Annotated in this window: 8 protein-coding genes and 6 tRNA genes; 1 reads left to right on the top strand and 13 read right to left on the bottom strand. The window is 42.7% G+C overall.

Features of this window, described 5'->3' with window-relative positions:
- Window positions 1–32: 32 nt before the first annotated feature.
- The 3 genes from fusA to rpsL all read right to left on the bottom strand — a co-directional run bounded on the left by fusA (window position 33) and on the right by rpsL (window position 3,201).
- Complete coding sequence (gene fusA, locus FC14_RS06410; protein WP_050610969.1) at window positions 33–2,126, bottom strand: elongation factor G; 2,094 nt, start codon at window positions 2,124–2,126, stop codon at window positions 33–35.
- 133 nt (window positions 2,127–2,259) lie between these two features.
- Window positions 2,260–2,730: a 30S ribosomal protein S7 gene (rpsG, locus tag FC14_RS06405; protein ID WP_050610968.1), complete on the bottom strand. Its 471-nt coding sequence runs from the start codon at window positions 2,728–2,730 to the stop codon at window positions 2,260–2,262.
- Window positions 2,731–2,787: 57 nt separating this feature from the next.
- Window positions 2,788–3,201, bottom strand: a complete 414-nt coding sequence (gene rpsL, locus FC14_RS06400; protein WP_050610967.1) for a 30S ribosomal protein S12 — start codon at window positions 3,199–3,201, stop codon at window positions 2,788–2,790.
- A 289-nt stretch (window positions 3,202–3,490) separates the two neighbouring features.
- Here rpsL and FC14_RS06395 point away from each other — a divergent pair, with 289 nt between their 5' ends.
- Window positions 3,491–4,165: a prepilin peptidase gene (locus FC14_RS06395; RefSeq protein ID WP_056976954.1), complete on the top strand. Its 675-nt coding sequence runs from the start codon at window positions 3,491–3,493 to the stop codon at window positions 4,163–4,165.
- Between the two features lie 55 nt (window positions 4,166–4,220).
- On the opposite strand, the gene rpoC is transcribed toward FC14_RS06395, so the two are convergent.
- From rpoC to FC14_RS06345, 10 genes are all read right to left on the bottom strand, one after another.
- Window positions 4,221–7,880, bottom strand: coding sequence for a DNA-directed RNA polymerase subunit beta' (rpoC, locus tag FC14_RS06390; protein WP_056976953.1), 3,660 nt, complete (start codon window positions 7,878–7,880; stop codon window positions 4,221–4,223).
- A gap of 39 nt (window positions 7,881–7,919) precedes the next feature.
- Complete coding sequence (gene rpoB / locus FC14_RS06385; protein WP_156655765.1) at window positions 7,920–11,510, bottom strand: DNA-directed RNA polymerase subunit beta; 3,591 nt, start codon at window positions 11,508–11,510, stop codon at window positions 7,920–7,922.
- A 290-nt stretch (window positions 11,511–11,800) separates the two neighbouring features.
- On the bottom strand, window positions 11,801–14,272 hold the full coding sequence (locus FC14_RS06380; RefSeq protein ID WP_056976951.1) for an ATP-dependent Clp protease ATP-binding subunit: 2,472 nt from the start codon (window positions 14,270–14,272) through the stop codon (window positions 11,801–11,803).
- Window positions 14,244–14,762 (bottom strand): CtsR family transcriptional regulator, encoded by a 519-nt coding sequence (locus FC14_RS06375; RefSeq protein ID WP_056976950.1) that lies wholly within the window; start codon window positions 14,760–14,762, stop codon window positions 14,244–14,246. The genes FC14_RS06380 and FC14_RS06375 overlap by 29 nt, the downstream gene beginning before the upstream one ends.
- A gap of 107 nt (window positions 14,763–14,869) precedes the next feature.
- Window positions 14,870–14,943: transfer RNA gene (locus tag FC14_RS06370), tRNA-Pro, on the bottom strand.
- An 84-nt stretch (window positions 14,944–15,027) separates the two neighbouring features.
- Window positions 15,028–15,101, bottom strand: a tRNA-Pro gene (locus FC14_RS06365).
- Window positions 15,102–15,112: 11 nt separating this feature from the next.
- Window positions 15,113–15,186: transfer RNA gene (locus FC14_RS06360), tRNA-Arg, on the bottom strand.
- A 17-nt stretch (window positions 15,187–15,203) separates the two neighbouring features.
- Window positions 15,204–15,289: transfer RNA gene (locus tag FC14_RS06355), tRNA-Leu, on the bottom strand.
- 10 nt (window positions 15,290–15,299) lie between these two features.
- A tRNA-Gly gene (locus FC14_RS06350) sits at window positions 15,300–15,371 on the bottom strand.
- 3 nt (window positions 15,372–15,374) lie between these two features.
- Window positions 15,375–15,447 (bottom strand) — tRNA-Thr (locus FC14_RS06345).
- Between the last annotated feature and the right edge of the window lie 106 nt (window positions 15,448–15,553).

Below are 15,553 nucleotides of genomic sequence, written 5' to 3'. Positions count from 1 at the left end.
AGCCAAAACTCAACCTCTTTTTATTAACTTAATTATTCAGCGTTGCCACCGTTTTTCTTGATGATTTCATCTTGAATTGACTTAGGCACTGGTTCGTAGTGGTCCATAGTCATTGTGAATGTACCACGACCTTGAGTTGCTGAACGTAAAGTAGTTGCGTAACCAAACATTTCAGCCAATGGTACAAAGGCATTAACAACTTGTGCATTACCACGAGCTTCCATACCTTCAACCCGACCACGACGAGCTGTAACGTGGCCCATAACATCACCCAAGTTATCTTCAGGAGCAATGATTTCAACCTTCATCACTGGTTCAAGGATTACGGCACCAGCCTTAGGAGCGGCGTTACGTAATGCAAGGGAAGCAGCAACCTTGAAGGCAGCTTCACTAGAGTCGACATCGTGGTAGCTACCATCATATAACTTAGCCTTAACATCGATTAATGGGTAACCTGCTAAGACCCCGTTTTGCATAGCTTCTTTCAAACCTTGTTCAACTGAAGGAATGTATTCACGAGGAACAACTCCACCGACGATAGCATCTTCGAATTCGAAGCCTTTACCTTCTTCGTTAGGAGTAAATTCAACCCAAACATCCCCGTATTGACCTTTACCACCAGATTGGCGAACAAATTTACCTTGAGCGGAAACTTGCTTAGTAAATGTTTCACGGTAAGCAACTTGTGGAGCACCAACAGTTGCTTCAACGTTAAATTCACGCTTCATACGGTCAACGATGATATCTAAGTGCAATTCACCCATCCCGGCGATTAAAGTTTCACCAGTTTCTGGGTTAGTTTCTGCCTTGAAAGTAGGATCTTCTTCAGCAAGTTTTTGTAAAGCAACATCCATCTTATCTTGGTCAGCTTTTGACTTAGGTTCAACAGAAACTTGGATAACTGGTTCTGGGAATTCCATTGATTCAAGTAATAATGGAGTCTTAGGATCAGTTAATGAGTCCCCAGTAGTAGTGTTCTTCAAACCGATAGCAGCGGCGATATCACCTGAGAATACTTCAGGGATTTCAGTCCGGTTGTTTGAGTGCATTTGAAGTAAACGACCTACACGTTCACGCTTGCCCTTAGTTGCGTTCAAGACGTATGAACCAGCTTCTAAAGTCCCAGTGTAAACACGGAAGAAAGTTAAACGACCAACGAATGGGTCAGTTGCAATCTTGAAGGCCAAACCAGCAAATGGCTTGTTATCGTCAGCAATCAATTCAACCTCTTCGTCAGTGTCAGGGTTAGTTGCCTTGTATGGCTTAACATCAACAGGTGATGGTAAGTAGTCGTTAACCCCATCAAGCATCATTTGCACACCTTTGTTCTTGAAGGCAGAACCAGCAAAGACTGGGTAAACATCCAAGTTCAAAGTAGCTTGACGAATAGCTGCCCGGATTTCATCGTTGGAAATTTCTTGACCATCAAGATATTTTTCCATGATGTCTTCGTTAACATCAGCTAAAGCTTCAATCATTTCATCACGACGTGATTCAGCTTCTTCCTTGTATTCGTCAGGAACATCAACAACATCCCATTTTGAACCAAGTTCATCTTCATCGTATAAATCGGCCTTCATTTCGATCAAGTCGATAACACCTTCAAATTGATCTTCTGCACCGATAGGCATTTGAACTGGTAATGGGTTAGCTTGCAAACGGTCCTTGATTGTGCTTACTGAGTAGTCAAAGTTAGCCCCAATCTTATCCATCTTGTTAATGAAAACAATACGTGGAACACCGTATGTAGTAGCTTGACGCCATACGTTTTCTGTTTGTGGTTCTACCCCTGATTGAGCATCCAAAACAACAACGGCACCATCAAGAACACGTAATGAACGTTCAACTTCGACAGTGAAGTCAACGTGCCCTGGGGTATCGATGATGTTGATGCGGTGGTCTTTCCATTGCGCTGTAGTAGCGGCAGATGTGATAGTAATCCCACGTTCTTGTTCTTGTTCCATCCAGTCCATTTGGGAAGCACCATCGTGTGTTTCACCAATCTTGTGAATCTTACCTGTGTAGTACAAGATACGTTCGGTAGTAGTTGTCTTACCAGCATCAATGTGGGCAACAATACCGATGTTACGTGTTTTTTCCAATGGGAATTCACGTTTGTTTGCCATGTGAGAGTCTCTCTCCTTCCAAAAATCAAATAGTTAAAAGTAATACACTTATATTATAAAGCTTTAGGCGCTTTTTTTAAAAAAATGACTACTATAGATTGTAGCAATCGTATAATAGCCATTTGGAAAAATCTTACCAACGGTAGTGTGCAAAAGCACGGTTAGCGTCAGCCATCTTATGTGTGTCTTCACGTTTCTTAACAGAAGCACCAGTGTTGTTAGCTGCGTCCATGATTTCTTTTGCCAAACGTTCTGGCATTGTGTGTTCACCACGTAAACGTGAGTAGTTTACTAACCAACGTAAACCTAAAGTAGTCCGACGGTCTGGACGAACTTCGATAGGAACTTGGTAGTTAGAACCACCAACACGGCGAGCCTTAACTTCAAGAACAGGCATGATGTTCTTCATTGCTTCTTCGAAGACTTCTAATGGATCATTACCTGTTTGTTCCTTAATAATATCAAATGCTTGGTATAAAATTTTTGATGCAGTCCCACGCTTACCATCTAACATTAAACGGTTGATTAAGCGAGTAACCAATTTTGAGTTATAAATTGGATCTGGGAGTACTTCGCGTTTTGCTACGGCACCTTTTCTTGGCATCTAAAATGACCTCCTCAAATACTAGTTACTTTTCGTTTTTAATTACTTATTTTAAAATTATTTCTTAGGTTTCTTTGTACCATACTTAGAACGGCTTTGCATACGACCGTCAACACCGGCTGTATCCAAGGCACCACGAACGATGTGGTAACGAACCCCAGGTAAGTCTTTTACACGACCACCACGGATAAGTACAACACTGTGTTCTTGTAAGTTGTGGCCAATCCCTGGGATGTAAGCTGTAACTTCGATTAAGTTTGATAAACGAACACGAGCGTACTTACGTAAAGCAGAGTTAGGCTTCTTAGGTGTCATGGTACCGACACGAGTAGCAACCCCACGTTTTTGTGGTGCAGAGTTGTTAGTTTGTACTTTCTTAAATGAGTTATACCCAAAGTTTAAAGCTGGGGCATTAGATTTTGAACCTTTAGATTTACGACCCTTACGAACTAATTGGTTGATTGTAGGCATCTAAAGCTTCCTCCTTCCTTATTTCCTAATTATTTAAGTCCACACATCCAGGAGTTTCTTTTTTAGGTTTAAAAAAATTACGTCCGAGACGCATGTTGAAATGTGTGCCAAGCTCACAGCCAGCACGATCTTGGAATTATCCAAGAGAACTGTTCACATAAAGCACCTTTAATAGGTTACCACAATCAGCCCGTTAAAGTCAACGCCCGATTTTACTTTAATTTTATTTTTGACAAAAAAGATTAATTTCACTTTTTTTGCGTATATCTATATATAGGGAGGGATTTTCATGTATTTATTTGCTGTTTTTTGTTACGCCACCGTCTGGGCTTCATTTTCTAGCTGCTATGCTTACCGCTATGCTCATAGCGAATCAATTTTTTATCCTGGTTCCTACTGTGATTACTGCCACCATCCCCTTAACTTTTGGCAACTAATTCCCATCTTAGGTTTTTGCTTACAACGGGGACGCTGTTACTACTGCCACCACAAAATTTCCTTGCACTCGACTTTGGTTGAACTTACTTTTGGCCTATATATGCTCAGCCTTTTTGCTTCTAAAGCGCCACACCTTTGGGCTAGCCTTTCAATTTTTTGTGCCTGGAGTCTACTGCTCGCCCTCAGCGACTACTTAACGCAAAGCGTCCCCGCGTTTGAACTTTACCTCGGTGGCCTAGTCTTATTAACTCAAAAACTAAGTTGGCCCCCACTTGAACCGGGCTGTAGCTTGTGTTTCTTAGTTATTTTAGTAGGTGCAACCTACCTGCAACTTTTAGGCAGTGGGGATTTAATTTACCTTGGCTTTTTATGGGCTAGTTTTGGCATACAGTTTCTACTCGCTACCACTTGCTTAGCCTCCTGTCTTGCTTTATGTTACTTTAGCCTAAAAAAAGACCGGCCAACTTCATTAGCCTTTATTCCCTTTTTGACTACCGCTAGCTTTATACTGCTCTACTTTAACTAAATAAAAAATGCGAAGCCAAAAGCTTTCACTTCTGACTTCGCATTTTATCTAGTTATTAGTCTTCAGAGCTAGTTGACTCTGCTTTTTCCTTGAGGGATTTTTCCACGTCTGAAATGGAATAAACACTCTTAGAAACAGTTCCCACTTCTTCAGGTTGAATATCACGGTACTTCTTCATCCCTGTACCGGCAGGAATAATCTTACCGATGATAACATTTTCCTTCAAACCAACTAATGGGTCATTCTTGCCACGAATTGCAGCGTCAGTAAGAACACGCGTTGTTTCTTGGAAGGAAGCAGCTGATAAGAAACTGTTTGTTTCCAAGGAAGCCTTAGTAATCCCAAGAAGCACTGGCCGAGCAGTTGCTGGGATACCACCGCTAATTAAAGTATCGGTGTTACGATCCTTAAAGTCACTAATATCCATCAGTGTTCCTGGAAGCATATCAGTGTCACCTGGATCCATAATCCGAACCTTCCGCAACATTTGGCGGGCCATAACTTCAACGTGCTTATCTGAGATTTCTACCCCTTGCATCCGGTAAACTTTTTGAACTTCGCGCAAGATGTAGTTTTCAGTTGATAAGACATCCCGAACTAAAATCAATTCCTTAGGATCGATTGAACCTACAGTCAAGGCATCCCCACGGTGAACAGCGTCGCCTTCCTTAACCTTCAATACAGAAGTGAATGGTAAGCTGTAAACCCGGGTATCTGTTTCACCTTTAACAGTAACTTCCTTAGTCCGTTCTGCTGGGTTTTCTTCGATAGTTTCAACAATCCCTGTAACTTCGGTGATTTGGGCCCGACCTTTAGGGTTACGTGCTTCAAAAATTTCTTGAACACGAGGAAGCCCTTGAGTAATATCGTCACCGGCAACCCCCCCAGTGTGGAAGGTACGCATAGTTAACTGAGTACCAGGTTCACCGATTGATTGGGCGGCCACAGTTCCGACTGCTTCACCAACTTCAACTTCGTCACCAGTAGCCATGTTCCGACCATAGCAGTGTTCACAGACACCGTGACGCGTGTTGCAAGTGAAGGCTGAGCGAATAGTTACCATTTCAACGCCAGCATCAACAACTGCTTGTGCCATTTCTTCGTCAATCATTACGTTAGCTGGAACAATCACTTCACCAGTAGCTGGATTCTTAACGGTCTTCATAGTGTAACGACCTAAAATCCGGTCATAAAGTGGTTCAATCATTTCGTTACCTTCACGGATAGCTGTGACATCCAAACCACGGTCTGTCCCACAATCCTTTTCACGAATGATAACATCTTGAGCAACATCAACTAAACGACGAGTCAAGTAACCAGAGTCGGCAGTCTTCAAGGCCGTATCAGTCATCCCCTTACGTGCCCCGTGAGTAGAAATAAACATTTCCAAAACAGAAAGTCCTTCACGGAAGTTGGCGATAACTGGAAGTTCCATTGTCTTACCGTTAGGAGCGGCCATCAAACCACGCATCCCGGCTAACTGAGTAAAGTTAGAGATGTTACCACGAGCACCTGAATCACTCATCATTTGGATTGGGTTAGATGGGTCCATGTTTTCAACCAGCTTGTTTTGGATGTCGTCTTTAGCCTTGTTCCAAATAGCAATAACGTTGTTGTAACGTTCGTCTTCGGTAATCAAACCACGCCGGAATTGCTTAGCAACGTTAGCAACTTCTTTGTGGGCTTGTTCAACGATAGCTGGTTTTTCCTTAAGATTAGTAACGTCGGCAATCCCCACTGTCAACCCAGACTTAGTTGATTCATAGTAACCAAGGTCTTTCATGCGGTCAAGCAATTCAGCAGTTGCTGTCACCTTGTAATCCTTGTAAACTTGGGCAATGATATCGGATAAGAAGCCTGACTTAAATGGTCCTACCAATGGTGCTTGGGCCAAGTATTCATGAATGTCTTGACCTGGTTCTAAGAAATACTTGTCTGGAACTTTACCTGTCAAGTTTTCACTTGTTGGTTCGTTCAAGTAAGGGAAATCAGCTGGTAAGATTTCGTTAAAGATGGCTTTACCAGCAGTAGTTACTAAAATCCGGTCTTTTTGCCATTGAGTAAATGGCTTACCTGCCTTAACTAAGCTATCAGTTTGCAAACCAATCCGAGTGTGCAAGTGCACGTAGTTGTTTTGGTAAGCAGTCCGCACTTCGTTAACATCCTTGAAGATCATCCCTTCGCCTTCACGGTTAGCTTCTTCAATTGTAATGTAGTAGTTACCGATGGTCATATCTTGAGATGGTGAGATGATTGGCTTCCCATCTTTTGGAGCCAAGATGTGGTGGGCAGCTAACATTAATAACCTTGCTTCTGCTTGAGCTTCTGCTGACAATGGAACGTGGATGGCCATTTGGTCCCCATCAAAGTCGGCGTTATAAGCTTCGCAGGCAAGTGGGTGAAGCCGCATTGCTTTCCCATCAACCAAAGTTGGTTCGAAGGCTTGAATCCCTAAACGGTGAAGCGTAGGGGCCCGGTTTAAAAGCACTGGGTGTTCCTTGATAACTTCTTCTAAAACATCCCAGATATCATCGTCACGGCGGTCAATCTTACGCTTAGCGTTCTTGATGTTTGAGGCCATTTCACGTTGAACTAATTCTTTCATCACGAATGGTTTAAACAATTCAAGCGCCATTTCGTGAGGAATCCCCATTTGGCTAAGTTTTAACTTAGGACCAACGTCGATAACGGAACGACCAGAGTAGTCAACCCGCTTCCCAAGTAAGTTTTGCCGGAAACGACCTTGCTTACCTTTAAGCATGTGAGAAAGTGACTTAAGTGGGCGATTACCTGGTCCCACAACAGGACGACCACGACGCCCGTTATCCACTAAGGCATCGACAGCTTCTTGCAACATCCGCTTTTCGTTTTGAACGATAATTCCAGGTGCGTGTAAGTCTAACAAGCGTTGTAAACGATTGTTTCTGTTGATAACCCGCCGGTATAAGTCGTTCAAGTCAGAAGTAGCGAAGCGGCCCCCTTCTAATTGAACCATTGGGCGTAAATCAGGTGGGATAACTGGAACTGCATCCATAACCATCCAAGCAGGATCATTTCCTGACTTCAAGAAGGCTTCTAAAATGTCTAAGCGCCGCACTGCCCTAGTCCGCTTTTGACCAGTAGCTTCCTTTAATTCTTCTTTTAATTCAGCACATTCTTTTTCAAGGTCAACGTCATTTAATAAAGTCCGAATTGCTTCAGCCCCCATCGCTGCCTTGAACTTACCGGGATATTCAGCTGACTTTTCACGGTATTCGCGTTCAGTCATTAGCTGTTTCTTTTCTAATGGAGTATCACCTGGGTCTGTTACCACGTAAGAAGCAAAGTAGATTACTTCTTCTAACGCACGAGGACTCATATCTAAAACAAGACCCATGCGGCTAGGAATTCCTTTGAAATACCAAATGTGGGTTACAGGTGCAGCCAATTCGATGTGACCCATCCGTTCACGCCGAACTTTAGAGCGAGTAACTTCAACGTGACACTTATCACAGATTAAGCCCTTGTAACGAATCCGCTTATACCTACCACAGGCACATTCCCAATCTTTTGTAGGTCCGAAAATTCTTTCATCAAATAGCCCATCTTTTTCTGGTTTCAATGTACGGTAGTTGATAGTTTCTGGTTTTCTAACTTCCCCATAAGACCATGAACGAATCTTATCGGATGAAGCTAGGCCGATTTGCATACTATCGAATTTATTGACATCGATCAAAGGACCGACCTCCCTTATTATTAATTGCTCTGTTACTAACTACTTTTCGTTTTGTGCTTGTGCTTCAGCCGTCTTTTTTTCTTCAGCTTTAGCCTTTTCAATCTTACTTAAGTTAAGAACCTTTTCCTTGTTGCCGTCTTCTTCATCTTCGTCTTCTTTATCGCGAAGTTCGATTTCATTCTTGTCAGCGTCAAGTACTTTCATATCTAACCCTAAGGCTTGTAATTCTTTAACTAACACACGGAATGATTCTGGCACACCAGGTTGTGGAATTTGTTCACCCTTAACGATTGCTTCGTAAGTCTTAACCCGTCCAACAACGTCATCAGACTTGTATGTCAAGATTTCTTGTAGGGTGTAAGCAGCCCCGTAAGCTTCTAGGGCCCAAACTTCCATTTCCCCGAAACGTTGGCCCCCAAATTGAGCCTTACCACCAAGTGGTTGTTGAGTAACCAATGAGTAAGGTCCAATTGAACGAGCGTGAATCTTATCATCAACCATGTGGGCTAATTTCATGTAGTACATAACCCCAACGGCAATCCGGTTATCGAAGGCTTCACCAGTCCGACCATCGTATAGGACAGTCTTACCATCGCTTGGTAACCCAGCTTCCTTTAAGGCACCCCAAATATCTTCATCACGAGCCCCATCAAAAACAGGAGAAGCAACGTGGATGCCTAATTTACGAGCAGCCATCCCTAAGTGCAAGTCTAATACTTGCCCAATATTCATACGTGAAGGCACACCCATTGGTGAAAGCATGATATCGATTGGAGTACCATCAGGCATAAATGGCATATCTTCTTCTGGAATAACAACGGACACAGTCCCCTTGTTACCGTGACGACCGGCCATCTTATCCCCAACTTGTAACTTCCGCTTTTGGGCGATGTATACCCGCACCATTTGGTTAACACCTGGTGACAATTCGTCGCCTGCTTCGCGGGTAAAGATCTTAACATCTTGGACGATACCGCCACCACCGTGAGGTACCCGTAGAGAAGTATCACGTACTTCACGTGCCTTTTCTCCGAAGATAGCGTGCAAGAGCCGTTCTTCAGCTGATAATTCAGTCATTCCCTTAGGAGTAACCTTACCAACTAAGATATCGCCGTCTTTTACTTCTGCCCCAATGCGGATAATCCCAAATTCATCGAGGTTCTTCAAAGCATCTTCACCGACGTTAGGGATTTCACGAGTGATTTCTTCAGGCCCTAACTTAGTGTCACGCGCTTCTGATTCATGTTCTTCAATGTGAATTGAAGTGTAAACATCTTCTTTAACTAGGCGTTCGTTGATGGCAATCGCATCTTCGAAGTTGTAACCATCCCAAGTCATGAAGGCAATCAATGGGTTTTGACCTAAGGCTAATTCACCTTGTTCCATTGATGGACCGTCAGCTAATACTTCGTCAGCATCAACCCGGTCACCTACTCTAACGATTGGTGTTTGGTTGTAGTTCTTACCACCGTTGGAACGACGGAACTTCATCAATTTGTACTTGTCTAAAGAACCATCGTCACGGCGAACCCGAACTTCACGAGCATCAACGTATTCAACTACCCCGGCATGTTCTGAAATTAAAGCATCACCAGAGTCGTGGGCAGCCTTATATTCAATCCCAGTCCCAACAAGTGGTGCGTGTGGTTGAATCAAAGGAACAGCTTGCCGTTGCATGTTGGCCCCCATCAAGGCCCGGTTGGAGTCATCGTTTTCCAAGAATGGAATACATGCTGTCGCAACAGCAACTACTTGCTTAGGAGAAACGTCCATGTAGTCAACTTTGTCAATTGAAACTTCGATGTTTTCATCCTTGTGCCGAGCCATAACCACGTCGTCAACGAATGAACCATCATCGTTTAATGGTGAGTTGGCTTGGGCTACGATGTAGTTATCTTCTTCATCGGCAGTTAGATAATCAATCTTATCTGTAACCTTGTGAGTTTCCCAAGAAACACGCCGGTAAGGAGATTCAATGAAACCGTAACGGTTAACCCGTGCATAAGATGACAAGGAGTTAATCAACCCGATGTTAGGACCTTCAGGTGTTTCAATTGGACACATCCGGCCATAGTGAGTATAGTGCACGTCCCGCACTTCGTAACCAGCCCGGTCACGAGTCAAACCACCAGGCCCTAAGGCTGACAGACGACGTTTGTGGGTCAATTCACCCAATGGGTTAGTTTGATCCATGAACTGTGATAACTGGGAAGAACCAAAGAATTCTTTGATTGATGCTACCACTGGCCGAATGTTGATTAACTGTTGTGGGGTTACCGTAGCTGTATCTTGAATTGACATTCTTTCACGAACAACCCGTTCCATCCGGGATAAACCGATTCTGAATTGGTTTTGCAGTAATTCACCAACTGAACGAATCCGCCGGTTACCCAAGTGGTCAATATCATCAGTTGAACCAATACCTTCTTGTAAGTTAAAGAAGTAGTTCATTGATGCCAAGATATCTGCTGGGGTAATGTGTTTAAAGTCAATGGAGATGTTACCATTGCCAATCATGTTTACAACTCGTTCAGGGTCTACTTGTGAGTAAACCTTGATGATTTGTAAAGTCATATCTTCTTGGACAACCCCTTCAGATGATGGGGTGAATGTAACCATCTTGAAGTCATCACGAGCCAAGTATGGAGCTAATTTTTCCATTACGCGCTTATCAATTACTTCATCTTTAGCAACGATAATTTCCCCTGTTTCAGGATCAACTAAGGTTTCTGCTAACCGTTGGTTCAATAACCGGGTCTTTAAATCCAACTTCTTGTTAATCTTATAACGACCAACTGGTGCTAAGTCATAACGTTTTGGATCAAAGAAACGAGCTGTTAATAAACTCCGTGATGAATCAGCAGTCTTAGGTTCACCCGGACGTAAGCGTTCGTAGATGTCCTTTAATGCTTCTTCTACCCGGGAATCCTCAGTATTTTTATGAACATCCTTTTCCAAAGTTAGGTTTAAGCTGTCGCTTTCAGTCCCTAAGATTTGAACGATGTCGCTATCTGATTCATACCCTAAAGCCCGAACTAATTCGGTCAAAGGAATCTTCCGGGTCCGGTCAATTCGAACGTAAGCCACGTTTTTAGAATCTGTTTCATATTCTAACCAAGCACCCCGGTTAGGAATGACAGTCGTGCCAAAGTTTTTCCGACCATTCTTATCTAATTCAGAGTTGAAATAAACCCCTGGTGAACGAACTAATTGGGAAACAATAACACGTTCTGCCCCGTTGATAATAAATGTCCCTTGCTTAGTCATTAATGGGAAATCACCAAAGAAGACGTCTTGAGATTTAATTTCGTCTGTTTCATGGTTGATTAAACGTAGAGTCACATGCAATGGTGCTGAGTAGTTTGCATCGTGTTCCCGTGCTTCATCAACTGTATACTTAGGTTCTAATAATTGATAATCAACAAATTCAAGTGATAAGTTACCTTGGAAATCCTCGATAGGCATGATATCATCAAACATTTCCCGTAAACCTTCATCTAAGAACCATTTGTAGGAGTCAGTTTGAATTTCAATCAAGTTAGGTAAATCGAGCACTTCTTTAATGCGAGAATAACTTCTACGTACACGGTGCTTACCGTATTTTACTAAGTGTCCTGCCAAGTTGTTCACCTCTCAAAATATTTCTGCGAATTTACGACTGAAAATATTACATTTATGTTACAAATACAATTTCACGCAAATTTTCAGTGAATTTTGGCAAAAAAAAACCAAAAACAGAGTCAGTAGCCTTAGCTTCCCTTCACTATTTTTGCTTCTTCATTCACTTATTATGGACAATAGATCATAATAAGCATCTAAATTCACAGTTTTTGCTTCTAACAATTATAGCCACTAATAAGATTTTTGTCAATACAAAAAAAGACTTTCATCAAAAAATGAAAGTCTTTTTCAAACTAATCCTATTTGGTTGAAACCGGGCTAGCTTCCTTAACGTTTAACGTTATCTTACCCTTCGAAGCTCCCAAGGTTACGGTAGCACCTTGAACAATTTGGCCCATCAAGAGTGCATCACTCAATTTATCTTCAACCTTATTTTGTAAAGCTCGTCTAATTGGTCTAGCACCATATTCGGGATCAAAGCCCGCCTTAGCGATAACATCAATAGCAGCCGGTGTAATTTTTAATTTCACATCTTTTTGTGCTAACCGGTCCACGATTTGCTTAGCCATCTTCTTAACGATTTCATGTAATTCCTCTTTAACTAGAGAATGGAAGATGACAATCTCATCAATTCGGTTCAAGAATTCCGGTCTGAAGCTCTTCTTTAAAGCTTCGCGAATCTTAGCCGACATTGCCGCGTACTCGTCGCGCGGTTTAGCTACCCCAAAACCAACGGCCTTATCATCTCTTAAGGCAGTTGCCCCTAAGTTAGAGGTCATAATAATGATGGTGTTTCTAAAATCTACCCGTCTTCCCTTCGAGTCAGTCAAGTAACCATCGTCTAGAACTTGTAATAAAATGTTAAACACATCTGGGTGTGCCTTTTCAACCTCGTCTAAAAGCACTACGGAATAAGGTTTATTTCTAACCTTTTCCGTTAATTGGCCACCTTCATCATAACCAACGTAACCTGGAGGAGAACCGACTAGGCGACTAGTGGAGTATTTCTCCATGTACTCACTCATATCAATCCTAATCATTGAATCTTCGTCGCCAAACATTGCTTGCGCTAAGGCCTTAGCTAACTCTGTCTTTCCCACACCAGTTGGTCCTAAGAACATGAAGGAACCAATTGGACGGCCTGGGTCGCTTAAACCACTGCGTGCCCGCCTAATTGCCTTAGCTACAGCGCTGACAGCCTCTGCTTGTCCCACCACTCGTTCGTGAAGAACCTTTTCCAAGTTAATCAGGCGCTCGCTTTCAGTCTTGGTCATCTGAGTTACTGGCACTCCGGTCCAATCAGCAACCACCCCGGCCACGTCTTGCGTGGTAACTTTAATATTAAATTCTAATTTCTTAGCTTTTTCTTCCTCACGCCGCTTCATCTCTGCCAATTTTTGCCGCAATTTTAATTCTTGGTTCCGCAGCTTAGCAGCTTCTTCGAAGTCTTCACGCAGCAAAGCTTCATCTTTAGCTCGGGAAAGTTCGTCTAGTTTTAACTTGCTTTCTGAAAGTTTGCTCTTCTTTTCAGAATGAGCAATTCTAACCCGGGCAGCCGATTCGTCCATTAAATCAATCGCCTTATCTGGCAAGAAACGGTTGGTGATATAACGGCTACTATAATCGACCGCCGCTTTTAACGCTTCGTCGGTCAATTTTACCTTATGAAACTTTTCATACCGTGGTCTAAGCCCCGTTAAAATTTCAAACGTAACTTTCTTGGTAGGTTCTTCGACGTTGACGCGGGCAAAGCGCCGTTCTAAGGCCGCATCTGATTCGACATACTTTTGATATTCATCTAAAGTCGTTGCCCCAATCACTTGAACTTCGCCGCGAGCTAACGCTGGTTTCAAAATATTGGAAGCATCAATTGCGCCTTCGGCACCCCCTGCCCCAATTAAGGTATGCAGTTCATCAATAAATAAAATCACATTCCCATCTTGGTAGATTTCGTCTAGAATCTTCTTAAGGCGGTCTTCAAACTCACCCCTAAACTTTGTCCCGGCTACCAACGAACCCATATCTAACATCATAATCCGCTTGGTCAAAAGGTTATCTGGAACTTGTTCTAACACAATCTTTTGAGCTAAGCCTTCAGCCACGGCGGTCTTACCAACCCCAGGTTCACCAAGTAAAACTGGATTATTTTTAGTCCGCCTACTCAACACTTGAATCACTCGTTTAATTTCTTGGTCTCTACCGACAACTGGATCTACCTCTTGATTGGCAGCCATCGCCGTTAAGTCCCTAGCTAATTCATCTAAAGTTGGAGTTTTTTCTTGGTTTTTCATGTTGTTAGCCCGGGTAGCTTTCCGAACTTGGACAGGACTAACCCCTAATTGATGATAAATGGACTGCTTAATCCTTTTTACATCAACATTTAAACTAGCTAAAATCCGTGAAGAAACAATCGTTTCATCGTCCAATAAGGCTAAAAGGATGTGTTCTGTCCCTACCTTAGCGGCATTTAGAATACTTGCTTCGTTTTTAGCCTTTTCTAATACAGCCTTAGCCTTAGGCGAATATGGCAAGTAATTATCAGGCGCCTGTCTTCTTAAGTTACCATAGCCCGTAAGCCGTTCAATTTCTTCTCGAATATCGGTTGCTGTGATAACATTTTGCCGTAAAACCTTATTGGCGATACCATTTTCTTCGAGGGACAGTGCTAATAAGAGGTGCTCTGTCCCAATTGCCTGATGTTTAAAGTAGTTCGCCTGTTCTTGGGCGAGTATCAGGACGCGGTTAGCACTCGGAGTATATAGTTCGTCCATCATAATCCCTTCTTTCTTTAGATAAATCAGCGCATCTTAATCGTTCTAAAATTCCAACCAAAATTCTAGCGCGAACTGCATCTTCTAATTTTTTATCAGCAAAAGCTAAAGTCGACCGTTCGATGGTTGCTAAAATCAAATTAGCCTCACGTCTACTGATCATTTTTTCTTCATAGAGGCTTTGGACTACCTGTAAGCCCCGGCTGGCATTGATACTAGTACCAATATAAGCGGTTAATTCATCAAGAATATCTGTATCATCTATCAAATTAACTTTGGCAATTCTGATGTAGCCACCACCCCCTCGCTTACTTTGAACTAAGTAACCGTTAGGAATCGTAAAACGCGTCTTAATTACATAGTTTATCTGTGAAGGTACGCAGTTGAATAACTCTGCTACTTCGGAACGCTTAATTTCAATTTGCTGAGAATCCGCTAAAATATCCTTTAAATACTGTTCGATAATATCAGAAATATTGCGACTCTGCATAAAAAGACCTTCCTTTGTTTGACTATTGTTGACTTTTATTATAAACAATAGCGTCTATAAAATGCAAAAAATTGAGTCACATCCCGGCACTCTTAAGACCCTGATTATCGGGAAAACAGGATTTGAACCTGCGACTTCCACGTCCCGAACGTGGCGCTCTACCAAGCTGAGCTATTTCCCGTCTATATTAGTTATTATACACCAATATAACAAAAAAGGACTTCCACGAAGTAAATTCATGAAAATCCTTTAAGGCAATAAAAAATCGGGAAGACAGGATTCGAACCTGCGACCCCCTGGTCCCAAACCAGGTGCTCTACCAAGCTGAGCTACTTCCCGAAATAAAAAAATGCACCCAGTAGGAGTCGAACCTACAACCTTCTGATTCGTAGTCAGACACTCTATCCAGTTGCGCTATGGGTGCATATATAAAAAACAAAATGCCGAGGACCGGAATCGAACCGGTACGGTGATCACTCACCGCAGGATTTTAAGTCCTGTGCGTCTGCCAGTTCCGCCACCCCGGCATAATGTAAGAGCGGAAGACGGGATTCGAACCCGCGACCCCCACCTTGGCAAGGTGATGTTCTACCACTGAACTACTTCCGCATATGCCGACTAGACGATTCGAACGCCCGACCCTCTGATTACAAATCAGATGCTCTACCAACTGAGCTAAGTCGGCATACCATTATGGTGATTATTGAGTCATCATAAATCTCAAAGAGCTATGACTATGAGTCGTGACAGGCTCGAACTGTCGACCCTCTGATTAAAAGTCAGATGCTCTA

It is taken from the genome of Ligilactobacillus agilis DSM 20509, from assembly GCF_001436215.1.
Classification (GTDB): domain Bacteria; phylum Bacillota; class Bacilli; order Lactobacillales; family Lactobacillaceae; genus Ligilactobacillus; species Ligilactobacillus agilis.
The sequence above is the reverse complement of the archived record's forward strand: the minus strand, read 5'-3'. Positions and strand labels throughout refer to the sequence as shown.

What these genes read in the sequence shown, in the direction of transcription:
- rpsG (WP_050610968.1), bottom strand. Translation starts at nt 2,730, where the DNA reads ATGCCAAGAAAAGGTGCCGTAGCAAAACGCGAAGTACTCCCAGATCCA.
- fusA (WP_050610969.1), bottom strand. Translation starts at nt 2,126, where the DNA reads ATGGCAAACAAACGTGAATTCCCATTGGAAAAAACACGTAACATCGGT.
- rpsL (WP_050610967.1), bottom strand. Translation starts at nt 3,201, where the DNA reads ATGCCTACAATCAACCAATTAGTTCGTAAGGGTCGTAAATCTAAAGGT.
- FC14_RS06380 (WP_056976951.1), bottom strand. Translation starts at nt 14,272, where the DNA reads ATGGACGAACTATATACTCCGAGTGCTAACCGCGTCCTGATACTCGCC.
- FC14_RS06375 (WP_056976950.1), bottom strand. Translation starts at nt 14,762, where the DNA reads ATGCAGAGTCGCAATATTTCTGATATTATCGAACAGTATTTAAAGGAT.
- FC14_RS06395 (WP_056976954.1), top strand. Translation starts at nt 3,491, where the DNA reads ATGTATTTATTTGCTGTTTTTTGTTACGCCACCGTCTGGGCTTCATTT.